This is a genomic window from Aureimonas sp. ME7, assembly GCF_903970965.1.
Lineage (GTDB): Bacteria > Pseudomonadota > Alphaproteobacteria > Rhizobiales > Rhizobiaceae > Aureimonas.
Genome location: NZ_CAJCKW010000009.1, coordinates 175502 through 202190 on the forward strand (window position 1 = coordinate 175502; position 26689 = coordinate 202190).

At 63.2% G+C, this 26689-nt stretch carries 29 protein-coding genes, 1 tRNA gene, 2 pseudogenes and 1 riboswitch; of the genes and pseudogenes, 21 read left to right on the plus strand and 11 right to left on the minus strand.

The window, feature by feature from the left end; genetic code table 11:
- Positions 1-26 precede the first annotated feature (26 nt).
- The 4 genes from H7A85_RS15935 to thiB all read right to left on the minus strand — a co-directional run bounded on the left by H7A85_RS15935 (position 27) and on the right by thiB (position 5197).
- Complete coding sequence (locus H7A85_RS15935; protein ID WP_182086942.1) at positions 27-1574, minus strand: M48 family metalloprotease; 1548 nt, start codon at positions 1572-1574, stop codon at positions 27-29.
- Between the two features lie 265 nt (positions 1575-1839).
- Positions 1840-2562, minus strand: coding sequence for a thiamine ABC transporter ATP-binding protein (thiQ, locus tag H7A85_RS15940; protein ID WP_182086943.1), 723 nt, complete (start codon positions 2560-2562; stop codon positions 1840-1842).
- Positions 2559-4211, minus strand: a complete 1653-nt coding sequence (gene thiP, locus H7A85_RS15945) for a thiamine/thiamine pyrophosphate ABC transporter permease (protein WP_182086944.1) — start codon at positions 4209-4211, stop codon at positions 2559-2561. Before thiP ends, thiQ begins: the two co-directional genes overlap by 4 nt.
- Positions 4187-5197, minus strand: a complete 1011-nt coding sequence (gene thiB / locus H7A85_RS15950; RefSeq protein ID WP_182086945.1) for a thiamine ABC transporter substrate binding subunit — start codon at positions 5195-5197, stop codon at positions 4187-4189. Before thiB ends, thiP begins: the two co-directional genes overlap by 25 nt.
- Positions 5198-5253: 56 nt before the next feature.
- Positions 5254-5355, minus strand: a riboswitch (TPP riboswitch).
- A 108-nt stretch (positions 5356-5463) separates the two neighbouring features.
- On the opposite strand from thiB, the gene H7A85_RS15955 reads away from it, so the two are divergent.
- Positions 5464-6096 (plus strand): thiamine diphosphokinase, encoded by a 633-nt coding sequence (locus H7A85_RS15955; protein WP_182086946.1) that lies wholly within the window; start codon positions 5464-5466, stop codon positions 6094-6096.
- A gap of 75 nt (positions 6097-6171) precedes the next feature.
- A tRNA-Arg gene (locus tag H7A85_RS15960) sits at positions 6172-6248 on the plus strand.
- A gap of 9 nt (positions 6249-6257) precedes the next feature.
- Here H7A85_RS15960 and H7A85_RS15965 read toward each other — a convergent pair.
- Together H7A85_RS15965 and H7A85_RS15970 are read right to left on the minus strand one after the other, a co-directional pair.
- Positions 6258-7319, minus strand: coding sequence for a tyrosine-type recombinase/integrase (locus H7A85_RS15965; RefSeq protein WP_182086947.1), 1062 nt, complete (start codon positions 7317-7319; stop codon positions 6258-6260).
- Positions 7291-7542, minus strand: coding sequence for a helix-turn-helix domain-containing protein (locus tag H7A85_RS15970; protein ID WP_182086948.1), 252 nt, complete (start codon positions 7540-7542; stop codon positions 7291-7293). The genes H7A85_RS15965 and H7A85_RS15970 overlap by 29 nt, the downstream gene beginning before the upstream one ends.
- A gap of 204 nt (positions 7543-7746) precedes the next feature.
- Here H7A85_RS15970 and H7A85_RS20885 point away from each other — a divergent pair.
- From H7A85_RS20885 to H7A85_RS21005, 8 genes and pseudogenes are all read left to right on the plus strand, one after another.
- Positions 7747-7965: pseudogene (locus H7A85_RS20885) on the plus strand (hypothetical protein); the annotation flags it as partial.
- A complete protein-coding gene (locus H7A85_RS15975; RefSeq protein WP_182086949.1) occupies positions 7965-9020 on the plus strand; it encodes a hypothetical protein in 1056 nt (351 codons plus the stop codon). The pseudogene H7A85_RS20885 and the gene H7A85_RS15975, both read left to right, overlap by 1 nt.
- A 102-nt stretch (positions 9021-9122) precedes the next feature.
- Positions 9123-9971 carry a hypothetical protein gene (locus H7A85_RS15980; protein ID WP_182086950.1) on the plus strand — a complete coding sequence of 283 codons (849 nt, stop codon included), beginning with the start codon at positions 9123-9125 and terminating at the stop codon, positions 9969-9971.
- A 162-nt stretch (positions 9972-10133) separates the two neighbouring features.
- Positions 10134-11111: a phage tail tube protein gene (locus tag H7A85_RS15985; protein ID WP_182086951.1), complete on the plus strand. Its 978-nt coding sequence runs from the start codon at positions 10134-10136 to the stop codon at positions 11109-11111.
- Between the two features lie 2 nt (positions 11112-11113).
- Complete coding sequence (locus H7A85_RS15990) at positions 11114-11299, plus strand: hypothetical protein (RefSeq protein WP_182086952.1); 186 nt, start codon at positions 11114-11116, stop codon at positions 11297-11299.
- A gap of 84 nt (positions 11300-11383) precedes the next feature.
- Complete coding sequence (locus tag H7A85_RS15995) at positions 11384-11827, plus strand: hypothetical protein (RefSeq protein ID WP_182086953.1); 444 nt, start codon at positions 11384-11386, stop codon at positions 11825-11827.
- Positions 11824-12141 (plus strand): hypothetical protein, encoded by a 318-nt coding sequence (locus H7A85_RS16000; RefSeq protein WP_182086954.1) that lies wholly within the window; start codon positions 11824-11826, stop codon positions 12139-12141. The genes H7A85_RS15995 and H7A85_RS16000 overlap by 4 nt, the downstream gene beginning before the upstream one ends.
- A gap of 370 nt (positions 12142-12511) precedes the next feature.
- Positions 12512-12943 (plus strand): DUF2335 domain-containing protein, encoded by a 432-nt coding sequence (locus H7A85_RS21005; protein WP_280514928.1) that lies wholly within the window; start codon positions 12512-12514, stop codon positions 12941-12943.
- 10 nt (positions 12944-12953) lie between these two features.
- Here H7A85_RS21005 and H7A85_RS16010 read toward each other — a convergent pair whose 3' ends face one another.
- Genes H7A85_RS16010 through H7A85_RS16020 form a run of 3 tightly spaced genes read right to left on the minus strand, consistent with a single transcriptional unit; the run spans position 12954 to position 13824 of the window.
- Positions 12954-13103, minus strand: coding sequence for a hypothetical protein (locus H7A85_RS16010; RefSeq protein WP_182086956.1), 150 nt, complete (start codon positions 13101-13103; stop codon positions 12954-12956).
- Positions 13100-13513, minus strand: coding sequence for a hypothetical protein (locus H7A85_RS16015; RefSeq protein WP_182086957.1), 414 nt, complete (start codon positions 13511-13513; stop codon positions 13100-13102). Before H7A85_RS16015 ends, H7A85_RS16010 begins: the two co-directional genes overlap by 4 nt.
- Positions 13510-13824 carry a TM2 domain-containing protein gene (locus H7A85_RS16020; RefSeq protein ID WP_182086958.1) on the minus strand — a complete coding sequence of 105 codons (315 nt, stop codon included), beginning with the start codon at positions 13822-13824 and terminating at the stop codon, positions 13510-13512. Before H7A85_RS16020 ends, H7A85_RS16015 begins: the two co-directional genes overlap by 4 nt.
- 106 nt (positions 13825-13930) lie before the next feature.
- Here H7A85_RS16020 and H7A85_RS16025 point away from each other — a divergent pair, with 106 nt between their 5' ends.
- From H7A85_RS16025 to H7A85_RS16065, 10 genes are all read left to right on the plus strand, one after another.
- Positions 13931-16126: a tape measure protein gene (locus tag H7A85_RS16025; protein ID WP_182086959.1), complete on the plus strand. Its 2196-nt coding sequence runs from the start codon at positions 13931-13933 to the stop codon at positions 16124-16126.
- 34 nt (positions 16127-16160) lie between these two features.
- Entirely contained in the window at positions 16161-17696 is a 1536-nt protein-coding gene (locus H7A85_RS16030) for a hypothetical protein (protein WP_182086960.1), read from the plus strand.
- A complete protein-coding gene (locus H7A85_RS16035) occupies positions 17696-18571 on the plus strand; it encodes a hypothetical protein (protein ID WP_182086961.1) in 876 nt (291 codons plus the stop codon). Before H7A85_RS16030 ends, H7A85_RS16035 begins: the two co-directional genes overlap by 1 nt.
- Entirely contained in the window at positions 18571-18996 is a 426-nt protein-coding gene (locus H7A85_RS16040) for a hypothetical protein (RefSeq protein ID WP_182086962.1), read from the plus strand. Before H7A85_RS16035 ends, H7A85_RS16040 begins: the two co-directional genes overlap by 1 nt.
- Positions 18997-19001: 5 nt before the next feature.
- Positions 19002-19352 carry a hypothetical protein gene (locus H7A85_RS16045; protein WP_182086963.1) on the plus strand — a complete coding sequence of 117 codons (351 nt, stop codon included), beginning with the start codon at positions 19002-19004 and terminating at the stop codon, positions 19350-19352.
- Positions 19352-20011, plus strand: coding sequence for a hypothetical protein (locus tag H7A85_RS16050; protein ID WP_182086964.1), 660 nt, complete (start codon positions 19352-19354; stop codon positions 20009-20011). Before H7A85_RS16045 ends, H7A85_RS16050 begins: the two co-directional genes overlap by 1 nt.
- The gene (locus tag H7A85_RS20755; RefSeq protein WP_210270266.1) at positions 20008-20472 is read left to right on the plus strand and encodes a hypothetical protein; all 465 of its coding nucleotides are present in this window, start codon (positions 20008-20010) and stop codon (positions 20470-20472) included. Before H7A85_RS16050 ends, H7A85_RS20755 begins: the two co-directional genes overlap by 4 nt.
- On the plus strand, positions 20469-20819 hold the full coding sequence (locus H7A85_RS16055) for a DUF1353 domain-containing protein (protein WP_210270267.1): 351 nt from the start codon (positions 20469-20471) through the stop codon (positions 20817-20819). The genes H7A85_RS20755 and H7A85_RS16055 overlap by 4 nt, the downstream gene beginning before the upstream one ends.
- Before the next feature lie 100 nt (positions 20820-20919).
- Complete coding sequence (locus tag H7A85_RS16060) at positions 20920-21084, plus strand: hypothetical protein (RefSeq protein WP_182086966.1); 165 nt, start codon at positions 20920-20922, stop codon at positions 21082-21084.
- Positions 21085-21174: 90 nt separating this feature from the next.
- Positions 21175-22875 carry a glycosyl hydrolase gene (locus H7A85_RS16065; protein ID WP_182086967.1) on the plus strand — a complete coding sequence of 567 codons (1701 nt, stop codon included), beginning with the start codon at positions 21175-21177 and terminating at the stop codon, positions 22873-22875.
- Between the two features lie 405 nt (positions 22876-23280).
- On the opposite strand, the gene H7A85_RS16070 is transcribed toward H7A85_RS16065, so the two are convergent.
- Together H7A85_RS16070 and H7A85_RS16075 are read right to left on the minus strand one after the other, a co-directional pair.
- Positions 23281-24405 (minus strand): endo-1,4-beta-xylanase, encoded by a 1125-nt coding sequence (locus tag H7A85_RS16070; RefSeq protein ID WP_182086968.1) that lies wholly within the window; start codon positions 24403-24405, stop codon positions 23281-23283.
- A 57-nt stretch (positions 24406-24462) separates the two neighbouring features.
- Positions 24463-25869: an O-antigen ligase family protein gene (locus H7A85_RS16075; protein ID WP_182086969.1), complete on the minus strand. Its 1407-nt coding sequence runs from the start codon at positions 25867-25869 to the stop codon at positions 24463-24465.
- A gap of 413 nt (positions 25870-26282) precedes the next feature.
- On the opposite strand from H7A85_RS16075, the pseudogene H7A85_RS16080 reads away from it, so the two are divergent.
- A pseudogene (locus tag H7A85_RS16080) lies at positions 26283-26689 on the plus strand (hypothetical protein); the annotation flags it as partial.

Sequence of the window (26689 nt, forward strand, 5' to 3'; positions counted from 1 at the left end):
TTTTCGTTGAGCGGATGGTCGCCGCGCTATTCGGCGATGATCTTGTACCGGACGCCGGTCTTGATCCCCGATCCGTCCTCCAGATCGTTCAGGAGGCGGAACATCTCGAGCTTGCGATCGACGCCCTGGATGCGCGAGGCGATCGAGCTTTCGGTGTCGCCGGCCCGTGCCGTCACCACCCGCACGCGAAGCGGCTTCAGGCTTTCGCGCTCGGCCGGCTGGAGAACGCGGAAGGAGTTGGCGATGCTGTCGGCAATGCCGGGCAGCCGTCCGGCGGCGTCGGCGGGCAGGGCAGTGAGAAAGCGGTAGACTTGGCCCCCGACGCGGATCACCGTGACGTTGAAGACGTAGGACCCGCCGACCGCGCGCGCCGAGACCGCTTCGAGGTTTCCGATGCGGATCGGGCGGATCGAGGCCGCGTCGAGACCACCGACCCAGCCGCTCTGGATATAGTCGGCGAGCGTCGTTCCCGGGGGGACCGCGACGCCGTCGAAGCGGATTGCCGTATCGCCGGGGCCTGTCGCCAGGACGGCGTCGGCCGTGTTGTCGATGACGAATCCTTCCGGCACCGTGAAGGTGATGCCGAGGCCGGCGTGGAAGAAGGAGCGCCCCCGGACGTATCCTTCCGATGCCGTGTCGCCGAACAGCATGCCGTCGATGCCGGCGAGATAGCGATCCCGGTCGTCGTTGCCGGTGCCCGGCGGGCCGAACACGGCGGCATGGCGCTTGGCCAGTTCGACGCGCTGGGGCGCGGCCGGATGGGAGGCGAGGAAGTCGAGGTTCGGATTGGTGGCCTGGAACGCGTTTCGGAACGCGGAAAAGGAATCCATCGTCTGCAGGAAGCGCGCGGCGGCATAGGGGTCGTAGCCCGCGTCCCCCGTCTGCTTGATGCCCATGGCATCGGCCTGGAGTTCCTGGTTGCGCGAGAAGCTCGCCAGATTCAGCCGGCCACGCGCCAGCGCGGCGCGCGCGGCGGTGTTGTCGGTCGCCAGAACCTCGGTGACGACGCGGCCCGCGAGCTCGGCTTCCGCCTCGCGCTGCTGACGCTCGATGCCGTGATTGGCCTTCACGTGTCCCATCTCGTGCGCGAGCACGGCCGCGACTTCGGCCGAATCGTTGGCGAGTGCCAGAAGGCCGCGCGTCACGTAGAGATAGCCGCCGGGAAGGGCGAAGGCGTTGATGTTGGGCGAGTTGAGGACGGTGATGGAGTAGGCGCGGCCGGGATCGTCCGACACGGCGTTCAGCTTGCCGACGATGCCGGCCAGCATACGCTCCAGCTTCGGGTCGGAATAGGCGCCGCCATAGGCCGCCAGAATGCGCGGATGTTGCGACTTGCCGATGGTCGATTGCGGATCGTTGGATTGCACGGCTTCGAACGACACCGGCTCGCGACTCGGCGAGGACAGGAGGTTGCTTTGCGAGCCGGCACCCGTCGCGACCTCTTCCAGCCCGCCACCGAGCGTCGTGCAGCCGGCCAGGAAAAGGGCGAGCGGAAGGGCCAGCGCCGCTGGGGCGCCGTGCCGTTTCGTCTTCCAGGACTGCGCCGCCCCTTGCGGTCGGACGTCGTGCCTCATTCCCGATGATCCCCAACGATGCCTGCGGGCCAGGACCCAATTCGATCTAGAGCATGTTCGATGAGGGCGGTCTCACCGAAAATGCCTCAGGCCCACGGATCGGGCCGCATTCTCCGATGGTGGAACGCTTCCGTTCCCCCTTGCCGGAATGCTCTAGCCGACAACTGCGACCCGTCGAAAGGGTCAACGCGTCACAGCGCCAGCGGAATCGTAGCGGAGTGCGAACCCGCCTCCGAAGTCCGAGTGCGTTGCGAAAGGGACGAAATTAGGTTCGGCTCGTGGTGTTCCCGAGATAGGCCGCAAGGCGCGGGTCGGCGCCGGAAAGGACGGCGGCGGGCGTATCCACGAGCGCGATCCGCCCACCATCGAGAAACGCCATCCGATCGGCGTGTTCCCGCGCATCTTCGGGATGGTGGGTCACCATGACGATCGTGGGAGGGGTCGCGGCTTCCCGGCGCAGTTCCGCGACGAGCGCCAGCATGTCGCCGCGCAGCGCGGGGCCGAGGGCGGCAAACGGCTCGTCGAGGAGCAGGATCGGCCGATCGCGCAGCACCGCGCGCGCCAGCGCGACGCGCTGCCGCTCGCCGCCCGACAACTCCCCCGGCCGCCTGTTTTCGAGACCAGCCAGGCCGACCCTGGCGAGCGCCTGCCGCGCCTTGTCGCGAACCTTGGGGGCCAGGCGCCAGGTCGGGCTGAGGCCGAGCGCGACGTTTCGCTCCGCCGTCAGATGGGGAAACAGGTTGTCGTCCTGAAACACGACGCTCAAGGGGCGTTCGGCGGGCGCGGTTCGCGTCGCGTCGCGCCCCAGAAGGCGGATCGTGCCGCTGTCCGGGGGGAGGAACCCGGCGACGAGATCGAGAAGCGTCGACTTGCCGGCACCCGAAGGGCCGATCACCGCCAGCCATTCGCCGGGCTCCACGCGAAGGTCGAAGCGCATCGGCGAGCCGGGATAGGCATGGGTGACGCCGTGGAGTTCGATCGCGCTCATCGGCGTTTCTCTCCAAGACCGCGTTCGGCGACGAGGATCAGCGCGACGCACAGGACCCCCAGGATCAGTGCGATGCCGGCCGCATCCGTCGAGCGGTAGGCACCCATGCGCTGGAGGAGCAGATAGGGAAGGGTGACGAGATCGGCATTGCCGAACAGGGCGACGGCGCCGAGATCGCCGAGCGAGATGGCCATCGCGAACGCGCCTGCGAGCGCCAGCGGTCGGCGCAGCGCGGGCCATTCCACATGGACGATGCGCGCCCAGCCTTCCAGCCCGAGGCTCCGCGCGAGGCGTCCGTGACGCCGACCGACGGCTGCGATCTCGGGGCCGAGAATGCGGGTGGCGAAGGGTATGATCATCACCGCGTTGGTCGCCACGACGACGAAGGGGGCGAAGCGCGCCACATCCCCGAACGCGCGCAGGGCCAGGAACCATCCCGCGCCGACGACGATCGGCGGAACCACGAGAACGAGGCTGGCCGGCAGCGCGAACAGGAGGCGGCTGCGCGCAAGGCCCGACCCGTCGGCCGCCAATGCGAGGCAGACGGACGCGGCGATGCCGAGGACCGAGGCGCCGAGCGCGATCGAAAGGCTCTTGAGGAGGGCATCGAGAAAGGCGGGATCCATGAGGATGTGGGGAAGGTCCGATCGAAGGCCGGACACCGCGATGGCGGTGAGGGGGGCGAGGAGAAACGCCAGGGCCACGACCACGACCGCGCCGTCGAAGAGCCGCGACGGGATGCTGCCGCGATGGAAGCGTCGGTTGGCGCGCGCCTGCCCGAAGCCGGTATCGACGGAGTTCGAACGCCCGAGCGTCGGCAGGAGCAGGAGAGCGACGAGAAGGATCTGGAGAACCGCCAGGGTGAAGGCGCGGCCGGGGTCGAAATCGTATCGCAGCGACTGGTAGATGGCGACCTCGAGCGTCGAGGCGCGCGGACCTCCGCCCAGCACCAGAACGAGCGTGAAGCTCGTGACGCAGAGCATGAACACGAGGCCCGCGGCGGGCCCGAGCGTTCGGCGAAGCACGGGAAGCTCGAGGATGCGAAACGTCGCCCAGCGCGACAGGGACAGTTGCCCCGCCAGCTTCCAGCTCTCCGCAGGCACGCCGGACAGCCCGCCGACCACCATGCGTGCGACGAGGGGCATGTTGAAGAACACATGGGCGAGAAGGACGCCGGTCAGCCCGTAGATCGACGGGCGGGGCAGGCCTGCCCAGGCGAAGGCATCGGCGACGACCCCGTTGCGGCCGAACACGGTGACGAGCCCCAGCGCGCCGACGAGAACGGGAAGCGCCTGCGGCAGGAAGAACAGGCGAAGCACGAGATCGCGCCCGGGAAAGCGCAGGCGATCGAGCGCCAGCGCCAGCGGCACCCCGAAGAGAACCGACAGCGCCGTGGAAAGAAGCGCCTGCGTCAGCGTGAAGCCGACGACCGAGCGAAGGTAGGGATCGCTCGCGAGCGCCCAAGGCGAGGCCGGCGCCAGCCCCGCCAGAAGGGGCAGGAGAAGGATCGGCAGGAAGCAGAAGCCGACGATCGCGGCGACCACGAGCCCGCCCGCCGCGCGGCGGCGTATGGCATCGCTCGAGGTCGTCGTCGCGCCGGCCTCCGATGTGTCGGCTCCCGCGTTCAGCGGCCCAGCGCCCGCAGCCATTCCGCCGTCCATTCCGCCCGGTGCGCGGCCACTTCATCCGCGGGGATTTCCAAGGGCTTCACCGGCTGCACGAGCTTCTCGAACGCTTCGGGCAGCGGCGCGCCGGTGGAGGCGGCGGGCAGCGACCAGTTGGCAGTTGGGATGATCGACTGGAACTCCGGCGTCAGAATGAAGCGCAGGAAGCGCTCGGCGAGTTCGGGATGGCGCGAGGTCCGCAGGCGTCCGGCAAGCTCCACCTGCAGGTAATGCCCTTCGGAGAAGGCGGCGGCCTGATAGCGATCCGTTCCCTCCTCGATCATGTGATAGGCGGGCGAGGTCGTGTAGGACAGGACGATCGGCACTTCGCCCTTGGTGAAGAGCCCGTAGGATTCGCTCCAGCCGGGCGTCACGGTCAGGATGCGCTTGGACAGCTCGGCCCACTTGGCCTCCGCCTCGTCGCCAAACACCGATTTCATCCACAGGAGGAGGCCGAGCCCCGGCGTCGAGGTGCGCGCGTCCTGGATGGCGATCTTCTGCTCCGGGTCGCCCGACACGAGTTCGGCAAGGCTTTTGGGCGGGTTCTCGATGCTTTGCGTATCGTAGACGAAGGCGAGATAGGAATAGTCGAAGGGCACGAACACGTCGTCCCGGAAGCCGCCAGGAATGGTAAGGGGCGCCAGATCGACGTCGGAGGGAGCGAAGAGGTTCGTCGCCTTCAGTTCGGGGATGAGTTCGGCCGTCATGCCGAGCGCGACGTCGGCCGGCGTCGTATCCCTCTCGAGTTTCAGCCGGTTGAGGATCGCGACGCCGTCGTCCAGTCCGACGAAGCGCAGATCGCATTCGCACACGGCCTCGAACGCCTTCTCGATGCGCGGACCCGGACCCCATTCGGGCGTGAAGCTCTCGTAGGTGTAGACGGTCAGGACCGGGCGCTCCGTTTCCTGCGCTTGCGCCGCGATGGGCGCGAAAGCCAGGAGACCTGCGGGCAGGAAAAGAAGCGGGCGCATCGTCGACACTCCAAGCGTTGTGTTCGGAGCGTTGGAGGGCGATCGGCGGAATGGGGGCCCGCGAAAGCTCTCAATCCCTCCGCCGGTACGAGCCGGATCAGGTTCTGCGGGTTGGCCGAACGCCTCTCAGCCCGAAATGGGCACCCCGTGTGAGCAGGCGCATAGTTGCGGCATTCGGCGGCGCTCGGCAAGGGGGAAGGTCGCCCTCCGCCTTTCCGCCACGGCCTCTTTCCCCGAACGGGGCGGATCGTCTAAGCCCCTTGGCCATGAGCCGCTTCACCATTCTCCTGGCCGGGCCGATCGAGGCGACGTCCGAACTCCTCGCCGAAGTCGCGGGCACGCGCGTCATCGCGGCCGATGCTGGCATCCGGCATGCGGGCGCGCTGAAGGTCGTTCCCGAACTTTGGGTCGGCGATTTCGATTCGCATGTCGGGGAACCGGATCTCGTGGCCGTTCCCCGGCGGACCTGGCCGCGCGACAAGGACCGGACGGACGGGGAGATTGCGATCGCCGAGGCTTGGGCGCGCGGCGCCAGTTCGCTTCTGGTCGTCGGCGCCTTCGGCGGGCGGAGCGACCATGCCTTCTCCCATCTCGTGATCGCCTTGCGCGAAAGCGAGGCGGGACGGGACGTCGTGCTGTTCGACGGACGGGAATGGGGCTATCCCCTGCCTCTCGCTCCCCGGCGGTTTGCCGCGCGGCGGGGCGCCCAGTTCTCGATCCTGAAGTTCTCCGACTTGGGCGGCCTGACGATCGAGGGGGCGCGCTTTCCACTCGACCGGGCCGACATTCCGTTCGCCTCGATCCTGACCCAGAGCAACGAAGCTCTCGGCGACGTGACGGTCGATCTTCGAAAGGGAAGGGCGCTTCTTCTCCTGCAGGCGGATCCGCTGGTGCGTTGATGCCGGGGGGCGGCAAGCGCATCGAACGGCAGGGCTGGCCGACACGCGTCCGATCAGCTATCGTTCCACCCGGTCGGTCCCATAGCTCAGCAGGATAGAGCACCAGATTCCTAATCTGGGGGTCATAGGTTCAAATCCTATTGGGATCACCAACACTTAGCTTACTCCTTCGCGTCTTGTTTTGCACCTTGTTTTGCAAAGTCGGCGTCTAAAACAGCCTCGAATTTCGCGATGGCGTTGTCGGCCATCGTGCTTGTGCGGGCGAGGTAGCGGTCCAAGATCTCCTGCGCTCGGCGCAGAGAGTGTCCCGTCACGGCAACAATCTCACCGAGATTGCAGCCGGCCTGAAAAAGCATGGTGACTGTCGTTCCACGAATGTCGTGGAAATGCAGATCCGCGATCTTGGCCGCCGTGCAGGTCTCTTCCCATTTCTCCGCGAAATAGCGCTTTTTGAACTGCCGGCCCGTCTTAGTCGTCAGGATCAAGGTCGAGCTGCGCGGCAGGTCGTCGAGCGTGGCCTTGAGAGCCGCCGTTGCCTTCACCGTCACGAACCGTCGCGTCTTGCCTTGTCGCAAACGAATATGCGTCCCATCGTATGCGTCCCACTTCAACGCCAGAAGATCTCCCTGCCGCTGGCCGGTGTGGAGCGCCAGCACGAGCCCGAGCTTCATTTCTGGCGTTGCCTTCTCCATGAACGCATCAACGTGCTCGGGCAGCCAGATCATCTCCGAGCGATCGGACGAATAGGCGCGGTCAAAGCTGTCAAGCACATTCGCCTTCAGGTCGCCGTCCTTCGTGGCCCATGACAAGACGCGGGCGAGGATCGTGACGCGGTTGTCGGCCTCGCGCGGCTTCTCCTCCGAGAACTCGTCGTGCCACTTCAGCACCTCGCGGCGGAACGCCTTGTCCTCCAGCGCAGGAAAAGGCACCTTGCCGTAGTCGTTTTCCCAGAACTTCAGGACGCGCTTATATTCGCTCTTCGTGCTGGCGGCGAGCTTTCGCCATTTTGCGGTCTTCTCGAAGTCTCGGATGATGCCAGACAGCGTGCCTGCGGTTCGCGTCTCTACCTTGGCCTGGGCCTTCGCCATGGAGGCGAGGAACAGGGCGGTGCCCGGCTCCCCTTCCAGTCTCGTGCCCGTTGCCCGGTGGTAGTAGTAGGTCACTTGTTCCCCGCTTGCGAGCTTGGCCTTGACCCTATTGATGCCTTTGAGGCGCGCGTGCATTCTGCTTCTTCCATGCCTCGAAGGGCGACAGGGCTTCGTCCTCGTTGGCTGCACTGGGGGCAACGCCGGACATCGCCCGCTCTAGCGCCGCTCGGCTCCATCGCCGCGTGCCAGAGATCGATGCGGGCGCCACGCCCTTCCGCACCCATTTGTCGAAGGTGGACGTGCTGATACCGAGAAGGTCAGCGGCTTCCTGACGTGTGAGGATCAGCGGGCTACCCATCCTCTCGTTCTCCCGTGCTGGAGGAAAGGGCAGGCGGGGCCGGAAGCGGGCGCCAGTGGGTGAAGCGATCAGCATTGACGTTGTAGATCACTGAGCCGATGACTGGCAGCGTCCTGCTTCCAAGCACTTCCAGTTTCCCAATCTTCATGTCGGCGGTCTCTGCGTCATCGCCAGACCACCAAAACATGATGCGGATGCCGATGGGAACCGATCGCCGCGCTCTACGAGCAACGCAAGGTCAGCCATGTCGGCGACTTCCCCGACCTCGAGGACCAGATGTGCAACTTTACGCCGTCGGGTTTCATCGGAGAGGGCTCTCCCGACCGTGCCGACGCGCTGGTCTGGGCACTGACTGAGCTGATGCTCTCGACTGAACCCCAGCCCGGCAAAGCCAAGACAACGACCACGATGGGCGCATACTGATGGCCGTTGATACCCGTCACCCCGACTACACCGACCGAGCCGAGGAATGGCGGGAGATGCGTGCCACTAGCCGCGGTGCGAAGGCGGTGAAGGAGGATGGCGAAGAGTTCCTGCCGATGCCGTCGGGCTTCCGCGCACAGACGGACGGCGGCAATCGCATGTATGCCGCCTACCAGAAGCGGGCTCAGTTCCCGGAGATCGTCGGGCCGACCATCCGCGGCATGATCGGCGTCATTCATCGCACCGAAGCGCAGATCGACATGCCCGACGCCATGCAGGGGCTTTGGGAGCGAGCGACGGCTGACGGTCTGGCGCTTGAGGCGTTCCACCGACGCATCACGTCCGAACTGCTTCTGACGGGCCGCTACTCGATCCTGGCCGATGCGAAGTCGGAGGGCTCCGAGCTTCCCTACCTCGCCGGCTACTCGGCTGAGGCGTTGATCAACTGGTCGCCGGATCGCGACTTCTACGTGCTCGACGAAAGCGGTCTGGTTCGGTTCGACTTCGAATGGCGTCAAGAGAAGCGGTATCGCGTTCTGCAGCTTGTGGAGGGGCGCTACGAGGTCGAGCGCTACACAGGCACGGAGAAAGACGGCGACACTCTGCAGCCGGCCGCGCAGGGCAACAGGGCGTTGGTCCAGAAGGACACCTTCATCAGCAAGCTTCTGGTCGACGACGGCCTGACGAAGGCGCTGATCGAAGCCGGCGTCGGCAAGGAGTACCTGAAGGCTGCGAAGGCTATGCTGAAAGACTCGGTCAAGATCCTTCACGAGGACGGCACCTATCGCGCAGTAGTCGAAACCGACATGGGCGAGGACGACGTTGGAAAGTTCGTCCAGAACTGGTCGCAGTCCGATGAGGGGAAGGTGTTCATTTCCAAACCCACCGGCGGCGACGCGAAGGGCGGCGACGGCCAGCGCTTCGGCGACAACCCGTTCGACACGAAGGGCGGCACCGTGAAGCCGAACCTGACCAAAGCCCAGGAACTGATCGCGTCAAACCCCGAGAAGGCCCGCCAGATGGCGAAGGCCGTGGGGCACGCAGTCACCTGGTAATCGCATTCCGGCGTCAGTGACGCTTCCGCCTACGCAGGCCTCGCCCAGTGGGGTGGCCGAACCGAAACCCTTTCACCCCACTGATCGACAGGAGCCATTCCTATGGCCACCACCCGCCTGCAGGACGTCATCTACGGCCCGCTGTTCCTGCCCACCACGATCCAGCGCATCGCCCAGCTTTCGCGCCTGCGCAACTCGCCGATCGTCTCCGCTGATCCCGAGATCCAGCGCTTTGCCAACGGTCCGGGCGACATCGTCCAGATGCCGTTCTGGAACGACCTGACCGGCGCCTCGAACGTCTCGTCGGACGACCCGGCTCAGGCCGCCGTTCCGAACAAACTGACCCAAGGCCAGGACATGGCCCGCAAGGTCCGCCGGAACAACGGCTGGCAGTCTGCCAACCTCGTCGCGGCCGTGCTCGCGGAGGATCCGCTCGACGTCGTCGCCCAGCTCATTGCCGAATACTGGGTGCGGGACGAAGAGACCGTCCTCGGCCAGGTCATCAACGGCGTGTTCGCGTCGTCCGGCATGGCTGGCAACAAGCTCGACGTCGCGTCGGAAGCGGGCGCGACTACGCCCGTCAAGCTCGACCCCGAGGTGGCCGCCAACGCCTATGCGCTGTTGGGCGAGTACGGCCATGCCTTCACGCCGATCGCTGGAAGCGTTCGCCTGACAATCCTCGACGGGGAGGGGCGACAAGCTTCGGTCGGCACTCCTGGCGGCAATGTGGTCCGCTACGCTGGCGTCATCGCCATTCAGGTGTTCACCGAAGGCGGGAAGGGCACTGCGGCCAGTCGCGAGCTAGAGGACGCTCTGTCCGATCTGTTCCGCAACGCCGAGATCGATTCAATCCGGTGCGGCATTCCCTACGTCTCCGGCAGTGTCGAGGACCCGCCCTTCCTTATGCAGACGGTCATGGTGCCGTTCACGCGGGACAGCTTTCACGCCTGACGATGTGTCCCACGTTCCCCGCACGGTTTTTGGCGAGAGGCGGCAAGGCTCAAAAATGGGATTGTCGGGCCAGCCGCTGACCCCGCCGCCTCTCACCAAAACCCACCCCGACGCAACCCACCCCGGCTCGCCATTCGGCGGGCCTTTTTCATGGAGCAAACCATGCCCACCACTGGCATCCGCGCCGGGGCGAACTCTTCCGACACCCGCCTTGCGATCGTGAAGGAAACGGCCTGGGCCGTCGTCCCCGCCAACCCCGCATTCCAAGCGCTGCGTTTCACGTCCGAAAACCTCCAGCCCGCCAAGGAAACAACCCGCTCCGGCGAAATCCGCCCCGATCGCAACGTCGTGGACGAGATCCTGACCGGCCGCTCGGTCGCCGGCCCGATCGGGTTCGAGCTTTCCTACGGCGCATTGGATATGCTGCTGGAAAGCCTCTTCTTCTCCGAGTGGGGCGGTACTGGCTCCAACACGATCAAGAACGGCGCTGGTCTCGGCCAATCGTTCACCGCAGAGCGCACGCTGCGCCTGCCCGGCGGCACGTCGCACTACACCCGGTTCAACGGCCTCGTCGTAAACTCTCTGTCGCTCGACATCACAGCCGGTGCGCTCGTCACCGGCTCCATGGACGTCATGGGCAAGTTCGGCGGCGCAGGGACGACGGCCATCGCCGGTGCGACCTACGCCGACGCTCCGCAGAACCGCGTCATCAACGCGGCCACGCACTTCGCCGGCCTGACGATTGCAGGCGTCGCCGAGGCACCGATCGTGCGTTCGATCAGTCTCAACATCACCAACAACCTGCGAGCCCAGCGCGCCGTCGGCGATCTCGACAACATCGGCATGGGCCTCGGTCAGTTCGAAGTGACGGGCTCCGTCGAAGCCTACTTCAAGAGCGGCTCCCTTCTCGACGCCTTCCTCGCGCACACCGATCTCGGCCTGCAGTTCGCGCTCGGGACGGAGGCGGGCAAGAAGTACCAGTTCTCGGTTCCGACCGCCGTTCCGACCGGCTCGCCCGGCGGCAATGCCAACGGCAACGACGACGACATGATGCAGACGTTCGACTTTACGGGCGTTCTGGATCGCACGTCGGGCACGCCCATCGGCGCCACCATCCAGATCGTTCGCGGAGTGTCCTGACCATGCGTGTCGAGATCATCGAAGGCTTCGAGGTCGATACCGCCAGCGGTCCCGTCCGCTACGAGCGCGGCCAGGTCGTCGGCAACGGTCAGAAGAACTGGGTCGACAAGGGTCTTGCCGTCGAGGCGGCCGACGAAGCGCCCAAGACCAAGCCCGAACCGGAATCGGCCGAGAAGCCGAAGGGCTGACCGGCTGACACGCGCCGGCGGTTCTGTCGGGGGCTGCCGGCGCACCCACCCACCCCGACCCACCCGACATCAAGGAAACCCGACATGCAGATCGACGGCTATGTGAAGCCCGACAAGGAAATCGCCCTCCACCAGGGCGTCAGCTTCGAGTACCCGACTAAGTACGGCGACGTTCATATCACGGCACGGCTGGCCGGCCGCGACAACGTGAAGTGGCGCCTCGCGATGAAGGTGCACAACGAGTACCTCGAGCGCCGCAAGAACCTCGACAGCCTCGACGACAAGGAATCGGAACGCCGATTCCTCGGGATCGTCTACGAGAACCTCGTCATCGACTGGTCCACCACGATCAAGTCCGACGGCGCCGAGATCGAGGCGACGAAGGAGAACTTCGTGGAGCTCATGTCGAACCCGGCGACGTCGAACGTCCTCTCGGTGTTCCTGCGGGACGCTTCGGACGAGACCCACTTCCGGCCGCTCTCCGACGAGGAAATGGAGGGAAACTCGCTCAAGCCGTCCGATGGGTGATCGAATGGGGCGATAAGGTCGAGTGGCTTCGGGAGATGGTGCCCGACAGTCCCCACCTTGCTTCCCAACCCGACATCGGGCCGCTGGAAGAGTTCATCTGGTCGATGTTCTGGAGCCTCCATGCGGGGCGCCAGATCGGCATGAGCGGCTATCAGGCGATCCCCGTGGTCGAGGTCATGGCGTACTGCGCCCTGGCCGGCATCACGGATGCTTCGGAGCGAATGCTGCTCCTCCGGCTCATGCAGGTGATGGATCGCGAGATGCTCGCCGTGCTGGCGAAGAAGGCCGATAAAGACCGGAAGCGGGGGAAGTGATCCGCTTCCGGCAACGCAGGCGATCAATCCGGCGATGTTCGATGCCCTTTTCGGGTAGGTCAGAAACGACACGCCGACCCAAATTGCATGAATACGCATGAAACACGACGAAACGTACCGAAACGATACGGAATGGACAGAAACAGCGTGTAGCCATATATCCGCAACGGCGGACATGTTGTCCGCTCAACGGAACGAGCAAGCACGATGAATAGGATGCTTTCCAGCTTCGTCGCCAGCCTCGGCACCCTTGCGTCGCTGTGGCCCGCGACGACACCGCATAGATACCCGCACGAGTCCGAAATGGACGCCCTGCGGACCGATGTCGTGAAGGTTGGGGCTGATCTCAGCCGCACCATAGAGCGTGAGCATGCGAAACTCGAAGCGCGGTCGTAACAACACGATCGCACCGGGTCGGGCTGGGGTTCCAGCAACTCCACCCGCCGCATCCTCCACACAGACAGTCGTCACGCATAGCGAACGGTTCTGGCAGGGGCCTCTGCCCCCGCCACAGACGCTTGAGGAATTTCGGCAGATCGTGCCGGATGCGCCCGAGCGCATTTTCGCGCAGTGGGAAGCTGAATCGGACCATCGTCGGAAATACGAGAACACTGCTCTCGCCGGCGCACTCAAGCGCGAGCGTCGCGGGCAGTTCTTTGCCGTAGCTTTCGCCCTAGGAGCTCTAGCTCTTGCTGCACTCGCAGTCGTCTACGAACAAGCGTGGGTCGCTGCGGTTATAGGCAGCGGCACGATCGCTACGGTTGTTGGCGCGTTCCTCTATCAGCGAACGAACGCGAAGTGACCGTCACCTCCTACCCCCGCCCCATATAAAACAGCGCGATCAGCACCGAGCCGACGATCCCGGCCGCCAAAGCCGCAATCGCGATGCCGAGGATGATGCGCTGGAGGCTGGAGGGGCGGTCGGCGGGGTCTGTAGGGAGTTGATGAGGCGGGGTCTTCATTCGACGTCGACCCGAACGAACTCCCCGATGTCGCCGCGCCCATAGATTTGCACTACCACGAACACGTTCCCTCTCATCACGCGAGCCGCCGCTGCCCGCGAGATGCTTCCCCTCGCCAACATGTTCTCCAACTCGCCGCGATTGACTGCCGACGAGAAGAACGTGTCGCCCTGATCTCCTCGATCGCGAATCCCATAGGCGTGATAATTGGCGCGATCTTGTCGGATCACCTGCCAAGGTCGCGTCAGCGGCCGGCCGCTGGAATTGTAGAGGTCGTCTCGGCTGATGAACGCCACATAGGATTCGATCAATTCGGCGTCTGGTCGATCTCGTAGGAGAATACCGGATTGCGCATACGCCGGCGCCGCAATCGCGCATGCGAGAAAGGCTACAGCAGCTAAGCCCTTCATTCCGCAATCTGCCTATTCGGAATCGTGCGGCCTGCGGAGATCGCATCAATTGTGAGCTCGCGCCGGATCTTTTCCTGCTTTGCCCGAACCATCCCCGGGATCAGGAACAGATCAACCAGAAGCCAGATGAAGCCGACGAGTACCAGGTAGGACAGGATTTGCAGGATCGCCGACAGCGGCCGACCAAGGTAGAACCTGTGTGCTGAAAACAGTCCTAGGAAGAACCACAGCAGATAGGCGAGCGTCACGTTAGGTCCGTCGTTTCCAACGCGGGTTTCGATGATCAATCGTTCGTGCGCATCCAGTGACATAGCCATCCTCGCCGCAGCGAGAATCGCCGCCTGATCCGCGAAATTACTCAGGGATATTCCCCTACTGCAAGGCGTCCTTTTGGGCGCTTTTTCTACGTGAGGCTGTATGGCTGAGCTTTCAATCAAGATCGACCCTCGGCCTGCTGTCGATGCCGCTGAGAAGGTACGCGATGGGTTGGACTCCGTTGCCTCCTCTGCGGATCGCATGGAGAAGGCACTTGATGGAGCAGGCAAGTCCGCTGGAAGCATGCAGCGGGGGCAACGGGTTGTGCAGCGGACGGCTGCAGACATCGAGAACGCCTTCAAAGGCGTAAACTCGGCCGCAGATCGCATGGGCCGCTCGGCAAACGACAACATTCAGGGCATGCAACGGCATATGATCGCTGCTGCGAGTGCTGCTGGGCGGCTTGGCGTTGCGTTCGATGTCGCGAAAGTGTCCGCTCTTAGCCTAGCATCGGCCGCAACCGTCGCTATGCGCGCCTTCGCCCCGCTCATGGCCTTGGCAGGCGGTGCCGCGGCAATTTCAGGTGTCGTCCGGACTTCGACCGAGTTTGAAAGCCTTGGCGCTAGCCTGAAGACCGTCACCGGGTCGGCAGCGAATGCCGAGCGGGCCTTTGCATACCTTCGCCAGTTCGCTGTCGACACACCTTATGGGCTCCAGCAGACGACTGAAGCTTTCATCCGCTTGCAGGCGCTTGGGCTCGACCCGTCGCGCAAGGCGTTGGAGAGCTACGGCAACACCGCTTCCGCGATGGGCAAGCCCATCATGCAGTTCGTCGAGGCTGTTGCGGATGCTGTGACGGGTGAAAACGAGCGCCTGAAGGAGTTCGGCGTCCGAGCTTCGGTGAACGGCGAGAAGGTCGCCTACACATTCCAGGGCGTTACGACCACCATCGGGAACAACGCGAAGGAGATCGAAGAGTATCTCCGCCGGCTTGGAGAGGTCCAGTTCGGCGGTGCCATGTCAGAGCAAATGGATACGCTAAAGGGGGCGTTTGCCAACTTCGGGGACGCAGCAGAAGGCTTCCAGAACGCGATCGGTGAAGGCGGTATGAGCGCCGCGATCAAGCGCGTCGTAGGCGATATGTCCGACATGCTCGCAGCGAACGACGGCTTGGCACGGTCGATCGGGGCAGCAATTGGCGGTGCCATCAATCTCTATGCAGACGCATGGGATGCCGCCAGTGCAGCGCTTAGTGAAGGGTGGAAGTGGATCACGGCCACTGCGGAAGTGCTTGGCGCGATGCTCCCGAGCTTCCAGGGATTGGGCGAGCAGGTGGTCTCCGTTGGTTCGGGCATGGCATCCGCCGCTCAAACGTTCGCTGCAGCTTGGAATGACGCTGGCCGCGCAATCCTCACTGCGCTGAATGTCATCATCGGCGCAGGAGTTGGCGCCTACCAGTCGGTGATTGCGACTTGGGATCAGCTTCCTGCGGCGTTCAGCGCGCTCGCGAAGGGCGCTGCCAACATGCTGATTTCGGGTCTCGAACTCGGAGTGAACGGAGCGCTGGCGGCCGTCAACACCGTGATCGATGCGATCAACAGCGTTGCTCCGGAGTTCGCCCAGGTTCCGACGGTACCAGGGCTCGACCTGTCGGACTACAAACAGAGCTTGACGGAGGCCGAGAGTGCCACGTCCGACACCGTAGGTGTCATCATGGCGGCAGCTACATCGACCGATTATTTCGGCGGTGCTCTCTCCAAGCTGGCGGAACCGTTTGCCGCGGTTGGAGCGAAGATCGTAGAGGCGAAAGACCGGATCGATGATGCGGCCGCTTCCACGCAGAACATGGGCGACGCTGCGAAGCTGACCGGCGAAGGATTCCGGATCGCTACAGATGGGGCGAACAGCACTGGGACAGCAACCGCAGAGGCAGGGAAGAAGGCCGAGAAGGCGACAGAAGCCTTCCAGAAGCAGCGTTACAGCGTTGCCGAGATTGCTGCCGAACTCCAGCGTCAGATCGACATGTTCGACGCGTCAGAGGGCGCGACGGCTCGTCTGGAGTTCGTCACGCGCGAGATGGCGAAGGCGTGGGACATCGCGCGTGAAGCCGGTCTCAAGGCGATCCCGGCCGAGACCCTGGCTGCCATCAATGCGGCGGCAGGGCAGGTCGAGGTTCTAACCGACAAGCTCAACGCCATGCGCCTCACGCGCACGGCGACGACCAATCGCTTTCGGGCGAGGGTCTGCAAGAGAGTAATCGCCTTCTTCGCCTGCAGATCGCCACCATGGGCGGCGGGCTGCAGCGGGTGGAGCAGGCGTCCGATCGGGGCGCGCGCGCCGCCGAGAAGGCGGCACTGACGGCCAGTCGTGACAACTCCTTGAGGAAGGCGGCATGATCTACCTGATCGAGGCCGAACCGCTCGACCCGGCGACGGGAGTGGTTCGGTCGCTGCGCTACGGCTCGGCGGGCTACATCACCGAACCCGGCGATGTGCCCGCCCACGCCTGGTTCGAGCCACGCGTTTCGGACGCCGGCAACTTCGAGCGCTACCTGTTCTCTCGCGGTCGTACGCGCGGGGAAAGCGCGCTCGACGGCGGCAACATCAAACTGGTGAACCCGGACGGCGAACTCGATTTCCTTCTCGATCTCGCGCTCGACGGGCGGGCAATCCGCATCCTCGCCCTGGAGGATGCGGAGGCCCCCTGGTCGAGCCGGCAGACGGTGTTCGTCGGCTTGATGGAACAAGCGACCTTTGCCGGTCGCGAGGTCGAGATCCGCATTCGCGATCGCCTCGACCTCCTGCGCGAGACGATCCAGACCGAACGCTTCAAGGGCACGACGACGTCGGGAGACGCCACCGAAGCGGAAGGTAACGTCGATCTGAAGGACGTCCTGGTGCCCGAGCTGTTCGGCTCGCCTCGGGCCATCTCGCCGATCGTTGTGGATGCATTTAACCGGATTTACCGGGTGGCGCGGTTTCTCGACGGTATCACCGCCGTGCGCGATACCGGCGTCGCTTTGACATTCATGCAGGACTATCCGGATGTCGCCAGCCTAAAGGCTGCAACGCTGCCGGTCGGGGGGTATGCCACCTGCCTCGCGCTCGGCCTCGTTCGCACGCAGATGGTGCCGGGCAGCCTGACGGTGGACGCCTATGTCGGGGCAACGATCGCCGATCGCTCGGCCGCGCGCCTCGTGCGCCAGATGATCCCCGCCGCCATGATGGTCGACGAGGACGACTTTGACACGCTTCACGCGGCCAACCCGGCCGAATGCTACGCCTGGACGGGGACGAGCGAGACCACGATCCTCGCCGTGGTGATGGCGCTCCTCAACTCGATCGGCGCCTCGATCAACGTCGATCTTCTCGGCGTCGTTCGGGTTCGTCGGCTGGAGCTGCCGATCGGGGATGGCGTCGTCTTCGACGAGACGAACATCCTCGACCGGGGCGAGGGTTTCAGCCGGAACGCGCCGGGCGATCAGGGCGACGGCGTGCCCGCTCGTTCTGTCACCCTGCGCTGGGGGCGAGCCTATACTGTCTACAGCGAACAGGATCTGAAGGCTGCCGACGACAACGTGCCGGAGGCGGTTCGCTCCTTCGTCACGCAGGAGTGGCGGAAGGAAGTCGTCACGTCAGACGAGAACACGCTGCGCCATCCGAAGGGGCCGGAGATCATCTTCGACACCTGCTTCGTCTCGCAGGCCGATGCCAAGGCCGAGGCGGAGCGGCTGATGGCGATCTACGGCGCCAGGCGAGACTTCTTCACCTTGGAGGTCGCGAGCGACGAGGCGGCCGGGATCGAGATCGGCGACGTCGCGACGCTGGCGCTCGACCGGTTCGGCTTGGCCGAAGGCGAGCCCGTCCGCGTCATGGGGATGGACGTCACCTTGAAGATCAACACCACCACGATCGAGGTTTGGCGCTGATGGCCCGATGCCTGTTTCTGTATCCGAACCTCTCGGACCAGCGGCGCGGCGCCACGCCCGGCGCCGAGCTGCGGGGCGGGGGGTGGATCCTGCCGCTCGTCAACGCGCAGAACCGCATCCTGTCGAAGGTGGCGCGCTCGCGCTCGCTTCTGCCGGCGGACACGCAATTCGACGTCGTCTTCGACGCCTATGGCGAGATCCGCGCCATCGTCCTCGTCAACCACAACTTCTCGCCCACGGCGCGCTGGCGCCTGACGGCTTGGGACGACGACGGGTCCTATTACGATCACGCCTACCAAGTCGAAACGGATGTCTATCCGACGCTCGGCTATCCCGAGGACACGCCGTTCGAGCGCGCCAACTGGTTTGACCAGAAGCCGCTCCTGCAGGATCTGGAAGGCTTCACGCAGAATGCCATCCACGTTCTGCCGGAGCCGCGCTACGAGCGGCACTGGCGGATCGAGGTGATCGACGAGGAGAACGAGGTGGAATACCTCCAGTTCGGCCGCCTGTGGATGGCGACCGGCTGGCAGCCTTCGCACAACATGGCCTACGGCTCCTCGGCGCTTGCCTTCGATACCGCGACGACGTCGGAAGCGTCGATGTCGGGGGCGAAGTTCTTCGATCCTTGCGCCTCCTACCGCACGCTTTCGATCGGCTTCCAGAACCTGCCTGAGCAAGAGGCCCTGGCGCGTGGCCTCGAGCTGATGCGCCGCGCTGGCAAGCACGGCGAGCTTTTCTACATCGACGACCCGGACGATGCCGAGAACCTGACCCGCACGAGCTTCCTCTGTCATTTCGAGGAACTTCTGCCCTGGGAGCGGGTGGCGTTCGAGCGGGCCAATATCGGATTCCGATTAGAGGAACTTCTGTGATGGCATTCACCCCGGAAGAGATCGCCGCCGGGGAGCGGCTGGGGCTTCTGAACATCGGCAAGTTCTCGCCTTCGAACCCGCTGGGGCTCGGGCAGGGCGGGCAGCGTAACTTCATCACCGGCGCCCATGACCTCGCGTTGTTCGGCAAGGCCGTGGTGCGCGAGACCGAAGCCATGCGCTCGGCCTCGGCCGAGCTGGCCGCGCAGGTGCAGGCAGCCGCGATCCTGATCGCAGGTGGAGCGGTTTCGTCCATCACGGTCGGCGGCGTGACACAAACCGGCGCGGTGACGATCGACCTCGCGGAGGTCTCGGAAGCGGCCGAACAGAAGCTCGCCGAGGTGCAAGACGCTCTCGATCAGCTTTCGGCATCCAACGCAGCGATCCGCACCAACGCGGCCGCCTATTCTCTTGCCTTCGGAGGCTGAACCCCATGCCCAACACCGCAGCCATCGGCGGCGCATCGCTGACCACCTCACTCACCACCGTCGTCACCAACACGGCGTCCGAGGGGAAGGTGCGCACCTATGAGATCGCCCTGTCGAACATCAAGACCTATGCGACCGACAGCGCACCCGATCCGCAGGTGCCGCAGTGCTTGCTGATCGATGCCAGCGCGTCCAACGTCTCGCGGCCGATCCTGCCGACAAACGTCATCGTCAAGCGACGCGATGCCATCTCGCGCCGTGTGGTGCTCGATCCCGGCGACAGCCTGCAAATCAGCGCCTCGGAGGCCAGCGCAATCTACGCGCATGTGCAGAAGATCTTTGAGGAGCCGGCTTGATGGATGCGTTCGCTATGGGCGTTGGGCGCCCCTTCGATCGTTTGTCCGATCGCGCTGCCTCCGGGATGTCGCAGAAATCGACGGTAACTATTCTGGCCGAGTTCAACGGCCCGAGTGCTCCGGCCTCGCCTTGGTCGGGTGCTTCTCAGACCTTCGTTGTACCGGAAGGCGGGATCTATACGATCTATGCGTGGGGACGTGGTGGTCGCGGTCGTGGTGTCAGGGGGTCGGGAACAGCGTCCGGGGGCGCGAGCGGGGCGGCGTGCAAAAAGGTCGTCGAACTCGATAGGGGTGTGCAGCTTGCGTTGAAGATCGATGCCAGCGGCAACGCGACGGTCGTGGGTTCGAGCGTCAACATGTCGGCGGGCGCCGCAACCGATCAGACGCCGGGCGTCGCCTCCGGAGGGGATATCAACCTTCAGGGCGTTGCCAACTCCGGCAGCAATGGCGCCTCGGCTCCTGGCTTCTCCGAATTGCCCGGCGGCACGCGGTCGCAAGGCGCCAGCAGTTCGAGCGGCGACGAAGCTTCGCTAAATGCAGGTCATCCAGGTGCGGGTTCCGGTGGTGCCTTTGCGCCGGCTACCAGCGGCTATACCGCGACCCCAGGCTCGCCCGGCGGCGCGCAGATCGTTCTTGTTTACGCGGAGGCCAGCGGATGATCGACCTCTACCGTCGCCACAACGGCCCGCCCGAGAAGCTGCCCGCCATCGCCTATACCGACGAGGGCTGGTCGCGCACCGATCTCGCCAACCAGCCGGACAGCCGCAGGGAGCTCGGGTTCGTGTTCTTCGCCTCCTATGATCCCGCCACGCAGCGCGTCGTCGAGGACGGTGGAACGTGGCAGATCGAGGCCATCGGCGGCGAGCCGGTGACGGGTCAGGTGTTCTCCGTCACCATGCGGCAGGCAAAGCTCGCGCTTCTCGGCGCGAAGATCCTTGACCAGGCCGACGCGGCGATCGCGGCCATGACGGGCGACGACGGCCGCCGGGCGCAGATCGAATGGCAGTCGGCCACCGTCCTGCGGCGCGATCATCCGCTCGTCGCCGGCATCGGCTCGGCGCTCGGCCTCGACGAGGCGGCGATCGACGCCCTTTTCGTGGCGGCTGCCAAGATCGCGTGAGCGCCTACACCGAGACCGTCGTCGTCTTCGAACGCCTCGACGGAATCCTCTACCGCCAGCACGGGCGCACGAGTTGGGAGATCGGAGCGAAGGGCTCCGGCTTCTGGGTCCATATCGACGACGGGACGGTGTTCGACGTGTCGATTCCCTGGGCGCTGCGCTGGGCGTTCGATCCGCACGACCCGCGCTATCTTAAGGCGGCCGCACTTCACGATGAGCTTCTGCGGCGCGGCTTTGATCGTGTCACGGCGGGTGGGGCGTTCAACGCGGCGCTGGCAGCGGATGAGGTATCTGCGGTCCGGCGCTTCGTGATGGTGGCCGCCGTCGCGTTCTACGGGTGGGTGTGACGGAATGTCTCATGCGAGTGTTGTAAACACGCAAGGATTGCTGTGCACACGCTATGGTTATGACGTAGCGTAACCCCTGCGCTTTACGAAGGGGGAGCCAATGAAGCGATTGCATACGCATCCCAATCGACTGGTCCGAGCCATCATCATCGCACAGTACGTCGCGCTTGAGCTCGGATCGCCGTCCGTCAACAACTTGCTCAACGCCGCCCTGATCGCTGCCGAAGCCAGCGAAGCGGATCGCACCCCTAACCCTGCCGCCTGACGATCCACGTCAAGCGAGCCCGGCCATCGTGCCGGGTTTTTTGTTGTCCATCCCGGCGCCCGTGTGGCGCCTTTTTCATGAGGTGAACCCGTGGCCGCGAAAGTCCTAAGCCGAGATCAACTCCGCCGAATTCGACTCCGGACGTCAGGCGATACCCCCGGCTCGGGTGGCGGGTTCGTGCAGCCGCCTTTGCCGCTTTCCGTGCTTGGAATGCGCGGCGACAACAACGCGGCGCTGGAGACTCAGCGGGCCTGGATGGCACCGACGACCGTCCCCGGCGCCCATCTCTTCGTCGAAGCCGGACAGACTTGGGCTGAGAACCTGACCATCGCGCAGCAACAGGAGAGCACAGCCTATCCCGGTTCGACAGCCATCTTCGATGTCGGCTTCCCGATAGCCACGCCGACACAGCCCTTGGCCGAGACGATCGCGGGCACCCATGACGCCGTGATCACGCAGATCGGGCAGGTGATCTCGCGCATGTGCAAGAACGCCTACATCCCGATCCGTCCCGGACACGAGGGCAACCACCGATCGGCGTTCCCGGCTTGGACCTACAACAAGGACGGGGGCGCAGCGCCCTATAAGGCGGCCATGCGCCGGGTCATCGGTCTCCTGAAGGCTGTCGATCCGCGCTTCCGCTTCACGTGGTGCCTCGTTCCGACCCCGACGAAGTGGGATGCCAGCTTCAACTGGCAGGACGGCTATCCCGGCGACGACATGATCGACCTCATCGGCGTCGATCCCTACTTCGTCACGTCTCAGGGGCTTAACCAGCAGCAGGACATCCTGCGCAAGATCGCGGGCTCCGACAGCAATCTCGACGACGGCTTCAACGCTTTCTATGCCTTCGCTCAAGCGCGCGGGAAGGGTTTCTGCTTCCCCGAGTTCGGCCTCAACGAAGACGGCCGAGACTGGTTCGCAGGCCTGGAGCGCTGGTGTGCCGGTAAGAAGATCGCCCACGCCTTCTACTGGGATAAGAACGTCCCCGGGCAGGCGGATTTCGCATGCAAGCTGACCGACGACAGCAAGCCGATCGCGGCGAAGACCTTCAAAAAGATGCTTGGGTCGGGCTCGGCCTGGGCGGCGCAACGCGACGGCACCTATCATCCGCTCAACGCGCTGGCCGGCAAGCTGCTCGCCTTCTGGCAGTTCGATCGCGACGACCTCGTGGACGTGGCATCCGGTACCGTCACGGGCGCGCGCGACATGGTGGCCTATTTCAATGCCCTCCAGGCAACGGCAGCCAATCAGCCCGCCTATGCCGCAACCTGGGCCGGAAGCGTGAATTGCCTCGCATTCGACGGCTCGAACGACTTCCTGTCCATCGCCAACTCGCTGGCATCGGGGGCGGCTGATATCGAAGTCTGGGCCTTGGTACAGAACGAGGCGACGGACACGACGACGCAGCGCACTCTCATGGCGATCGGCGGAGGGACCTACGGCACGCAGATCCGCATCTCGAAGCGGGCAGCCGACGGCTTCCTCCAGATGGTGGTCGGCACCGGCGGCACCGGCACGGCGACAGTGGTCGCCCCCCAGGCGTCCGGCCCTAACCGCACGCTGTTCCGCGGCAAGGTAGGCCCAACGGCTTCGATCGTCGAAGTGGATGGGGTTGCGAGCGCTGCGGTTTCCGCCGTCCCTGCGATCACGGCAGGAAGTTCCATGATCGGCGCTCTCAGCGGCGGATCGAACCCGTGGCAGGGCAAAATGCGCGATATCTACGTTACGCAGGCGCTTACGAACGCCGAAGCGAACCAGATGCGCAACTACCTGCTCGATAGGCGATGACGTGGCTAAGCGGTCACGTCACCTCATCGATCGCTTCGCTCGGGGGCTAACGCTTTCCAAAGACTAGGAAGTTGGAAATGAATTCGACAAACTCCCCCCAGAGGCTCTTTCGAGGCGCTAAGCCAAGCTTTCTCCACCCACGTTCCAAAAGGTAGACGTTGCAGCTAGCTCCCCAACTATCGCTCCTGTCGTAACCTATGAGCCTGTCATCGAGTGCAGATATGAAATACCACTGTTCATCGAGTTCGTCTTCGAACTCGTGATCGAACATACGAAGGCTACCGCCGTTGTCGGCAATTCGGCGGAGTAAGTCCTCAGTCCTTCGATCCATCTCTAGTGCGTTCTCATATTATTTGTTTTTCCGACCCTCTATTGCCAATGCTCGGAGATGAGAGGCGGCGCGATCTATGTGGGGACCCGCGCAGGTGCCGCATCCAGCGCAGCGGCAATCGCATCCCACATCGGCTTAGGACGGTACTGATCGTCGTAAGGAAGGCCCCTAGTCTTCGTTCCATCGGCTCGTTTGTACTTCTCCAGGTCTGACAGCCAAGAATACTCGTCCGTGATCCCCCAACACAGCACACCAGCGCAAGCCGGCGAGTCCAAGGCAGTGTCAAGAAAGCTCTTGGTGACTGCGGCAATATCAGCATCACGTTCCGCTGGGTCTGCAGGACCGTCAACATCGGCAACATCGAATTCAGTGACCATGACTTGCAATCCGAACCCTTCCAACTCGCGAAGGAATTTGGCGAACACTTCCGGTTCGAAACGATCCCGATAAGGCTTTAGGTGACCTTGGATGCCATAGCCCTCGATTGGCACGTCCCGCTTCTTCAAACGCTCAAGAAGCCTTAAAGTCGTGTTGCGCCGGTCCTCGTTCCACCGAACGTCGTTCTCAACGCTATAGTCGTTTAGGTACAGCTTCGCCTCGCCAGCCTTCTCTTTTGCGGCGTGGAATGCGATATCGATGTGACGCTCACCAAGTGCTCGCCACCACGGATTATCAGTGCGCATGCCATTCCAGTCTGCCTGTTGAGGCTCGATTACCTCATTGACGACATCCCAGGACTGCATCCGAGAGCCATAGCGGTCGATCACCCGATCGATATATGAAATCAGCAGTTGCTCGCGTTGAGCCACTGGAACCATAAGTGCGTCTTCCAGCCAATCCGGGTTGGCCTGGAACCAGCAGAGGGTATGTCCACGCACTGCCTGTCCGTTGTCGGCAGCAAAATTCATGGCTTTGTCCGCACCGGCGAAAACGTATTGGCCAGGACTGGGCTCGACGTTCTTCCGCTTCAATTCGTACTCGTGAACCAGCATATTGGCTTGAGTGGCAATCAGGTCGGTATACGGCATATCAGTGCCCAGCTGCGGTGACTTCACCGCGCAGCCAAAGACCAAGCCTTTTGCGTCGGCCCGTTCGCGGAGCGAGCGACTATCCGCAAAACCGTGACGCGGCCACGGCAAGCCAAGCATGCCAGCCGATGTTAATGTAGCGCCGAGTTTCAAAACGTCGCGTCGATGCAAGGTCGTTCCTTCCAAGATTCGTCGTACCGTAGGAGTGACGGGCGCCCTACCGTCCCATCAGCCTACTGTTCGCGCACCGGGATGCACCCCGGCCGAGTTCCCCGCGCCCACCTTGCGCGCAAACTTCGTTTGGATTCGTCCGCGGCGTTTGTACTCAAGCCTCTCTGCATGAACCTCAGCTTGAGTTTCGACGTAGGCGAGGCGCGTGATAAAGACCGTTATCATGAGGATTGACCACGCCTCTTTGTCGATGTTGTAGAACTGCGCCTCAAAAAAGTTTTCGAAAATGAAGAAGAACATCAGTGATGCGAGCATCGCATATGTCGGCGCATAATAAGATGGAGCGAACAGGATCTGTCTGATCGGAGCCAAAATGGAGGCGCAGACTGCCAGTCCTAAGCCGATTATGCCAGTCGTAGCAAGGACTTCAATGTAGCCACTGTGGGCATGTCCTACCGCCAGCGTGAACCGTGAAGTCACGTAATCCGCAGAGTGAACGCCCCAAAACGAGTTGAAACCCGCTCCCAGCCATGGGTTGTCGATGATGTATCTGACTGCGACTTCCCAAATCGCTACACGTCCACTGAATGATTGGGGGTCGTTGAAGACTCTCTCGACGACGTCCCAGTTCATCGTCACGATCAGGGCCAAGAGCCCTACAGCCATATAGGCGCCGATCAAAAAGGCCGGGCGTCCGTTCCTGTTCCGACAGAAATACCAATAGGTTAACCCGCACGCGAGTGAGGGAATGAGCAGATTGTGTGGTGTCTTGGATTGGGTTTTGTATAAGAACAGGGCCGCTAAGGCCAGCATTCCCAAATCCCGCCACCTTCTTTTGATCAGGAAGACGTAGAAGAAGAAAATCACCGCGGCACCCATGACCGCGCCTGCGATATTCTTATGGAAGAAGATTCCCTTCCAATTGCCAATCAGTGCGACATCGATCTCGTCACCAGGATGGATTCCATATGGGAGCGGAAGCGACAAATATGACAGAAAGATACACAGTGAGAACGTAAGGTATAGAGTTTTGAATGCTTTCTTAACGCCCATAACGTCGAGTAGGAGTGCGGCAATGAGCGCGACCATTGCCATCAGCACTGCACGACGGAAAGCAATCGCCGGCTGATCTGACCAGCTGAAGCTGACTAGCATCCATGATATCGTCGCCAACTGCAGGAGCGATATTGTTCTAGGCATTCGCACGCCGCGCTTGGCTAGATACAGCACCACCGTCGTCAGGAAGAGCGCGATGAAGATCAACTGGCGGTAGATGCTCGCGTCGGCGTTCGACGAGAATTCGATCAGTTCGTCATCAATCGAGCTGGAGGCGGTCCACCTTGGCTTGAAGAGGAGTGTCACCAGGAAGAATGACATGATGTAGACGACGAGGTCTCCGCGAAATAGGACCTCGAATGGGGACGATTGCGTCGTTAAGGCCAGCCTGCTCTCGGTTCTGCTCATGGTTCCCTATTCCACTAAGCCCCTGCCGTCCCAGGCATATGCCAGCTCGACGAACCTCAAAGGCACCAGCCGAAGGGCAGGAAATGCCCTCTGCTGCATCGCATCATACACAAATGGGGTGAAGTGATGAACTATGGCGTTTCAGCGTAGGGTGGTCAGCTTCAGGTTTGCCGGCCGTTTGGATTCGCAGCACCATCATGGGTAGGTCTACGTATGGCTTATTCGCTGGCCTTGGCCCCCATTGGATCGAACGATCCGATGGGCCGGCTTTGGTTGCCCGCATCGGCAAGGTTCAGGCCAGAGAAAATCTTTCAAATACTAATTGAATGAGTTTCAAATCAAACCTGCCAAGTTCGGCAAGTCTGAAAATTTTGCGAGTACCGTCGAGTCATGTCCCCCTAAGGGTTTTAGAAATGGCGTCGACCTCCCTTCCAAAGTACGCTGCGCAAGTTCTAGGAACTAACGGCAACGACTACCTGGCCTCTAGCATCGCCGGTACCTTTCTGAAGGGCGGGCTGGGCAATGACCGCTATTTCGTCATATCCAGTAAGGATGTAGTGGAGGAAGAGGCAAACGGCGGCTACGACGTCGTCACAACGTACCGCATTGATTACAAGTTAGGTGCGAACGTTGAGAACCTCGAAATCTTGGGTGACAAGCTCATTGGCACCGGAAACTCTCTGAACAACGTCCTGACGGGTGGCGAGGGGCGCCAGACCCTGGTCGGCCTGGAGGGCAACGATACGCTGACCGGCGGCGGTGGCGACGATATCTTCATCATGACGAAGGGGAGCGGCCACGACACGATCACCGACTTCTC

Bases quoted from the DNA above. Each gene is read 5' to 3' on its own strand.
- H7A85_RS15935 (WP_182086942.1), bottom strand. From the start codon at position 1,574: ATGAGGCACGACGTCCGACCGCAAGGGGCGGCGCAGTCCTGGAAGACG.
- thiQ (WP_182086943.1), bottom strand. From the start codon at position 2,562: ATGAGCGCGATCGAACTCCACGGCGTCACCCATGCCTATCCCGGCTCG.
- thiP (WP_182086944.1), bottom strand. From the start codon at position 4,211: ATGGCTGCGGGCGCTGGGCCGCTGAACGCGGGAGCCGACACATCGGAG.
- thiB (WP_182086945.1), bottom strand. From the start codon at position 5,197: ATGCGCCCGCTTCTTTTCCTGCCCGCAGGTCTCCTGGCTTTCGCGCCC.
- H7A85_RS15955 (WP_182086946.1), top strand. From the start codon at position 5,464: ATGAGCCGCTTCACCATTCTCCTGGCCGGGCCGATCGAGGCGACGTCC.
- H7A85_RS15965 (WP_182086947.1), bottom strand. From the start codon at position 7,319: ATGCACGCGCGCCTCAAAGGCATCAATAGGGTCAAGGCCAAGCTCGCA.
- H7A85_RS15970 (WP_182086948.1), bottom strand. From the start codon at position 7,542: ATGGGTAGCCCGCTGATCCTCACACGTCAGGAAGCCGCTGACCTTCTC.
- H7A85_RS15975 (WP_182086949.1), top strand. From the start codon at position 7,965: ATGGCCGTTGATACCCGTCACCCCGACTACACCGACCGAGCCGAGGAA.
- H7A85_RS15980 (WP_182086950.1), top strand. From the start codon at position 9,123: ATGGCCACCACCCGCCTGCAGGACGTCATCTACGGCCCGCTGTTCCTG.
- H7A85_RS15985 (WP_182086951.1), top strand. From the start codon at position 10,134: ATGCCCACCACTGGCATCCGCGCCGGGGCGAACTCTTCCGACACCCGC.
- H7A85_RS15990 (WP_182086952.1), top strand. From the start codon at position 11,114: ATGCGTGTCGAGATCATCGAAGGCTTCGAGGTCGATACCGCCAGCGGT.
- H7A85_RS15995 (WP_182086953.1), top strand. From the start codon at position 11,384: ATGCAGATCGACGGCTATGTGAAGCCCGACAAGGAAATCGCCCTCCAC.
- H7A85_RS21005 (WP_280514928.1), top strand. From the start codon at position 12,512: ATGCGAAACTCGAAGCGCGGTCGTAACAACACGATCGCACCGGGTCGG.
- H7A85_RS16010 (WP_182086956.1), bottom strand. From the start codon at position 13,103: ATGAAGACCCCGCCTCATCAACTCCCTACAGACCCCGCCGACCGCCCC.
- H7A85_RS16015 (WP_182086957.1), bottom strand. From the start codon at position 13,513: ATGAAGGGCTTAGCTGCTGTAGCCTTTCTCGCATGCGCGATTGCGGCG.
- H7A85_RS16020 (WP_182086958.1), bottom strand. From the start codon at position 13,824: ATGTCACTGGATGCGCACGAACGATTGATCATCGAAACCCGCGTTGGA.
- H7A85_RS16025 (WP_182086959.1), top strand. From the start codon at position 13,931: ATGGCTGAGCTTTCAATCAAGATCGACCCTCGGCCTGCTGTCGATGCC.
- H7A85_RS16030 (WP_182086960.1), top strand. From the start codon at position 16,161: ATGATCTACCTGATCGAGGCCGAACCGCTCGACCCGGCGACGGGAGTG.
- H7A85_RS16035 (WP_182086961.1), top strand. From the start codon at position 17,696: ATGGCCCGATGCCTGTTTCTGTATCCGAACCTCTCGGACCAGCGGCGC.
- H7A85_RS16040 (WP_182086962.1), top strand. From the start codon at position 18,571: ATGGCATTCACCCCGGAAGAGATCGCCGCCGGGGAGCGGCTGGGGCTT.
- H7A85_RS16045 (WP_182086963.1), top strand. From the start codon at position 19,002: ATGCCCAACACCGCAGCCATCGGCGGCGCATCGCTGACCACCTCACTC.
- H7A85_RS16050 (WP_182086964.1), top strand. From the start codon at position 19,352: ATGGATGCGTTCGCTATGGGCGTTGGGCGCCCCTTCGATCGTTTGTCC.
- H7A85_RS20755 (WP_210270266.1), top strand. From the start codon at position 20,008: ATGATCGACCTCTACCGTCGCCACAACGGCCCGCCCGAGAAGCTGCCC.
- H7A85_RS16060 (WP_182086966.1), top strand. From the start codon at position 20,920: ATGAAGCGATTGCATACGCATCCCAATCGACTGGTCCGAGCCATCATC.
- H7A85_RS16075 (WP_182086969.1), bottom strand. From the start codon at position 25,869: ATGAGCAGAACCGAGAGCAGGCTGGCCTTAACGACGCAATCGTCCCCA.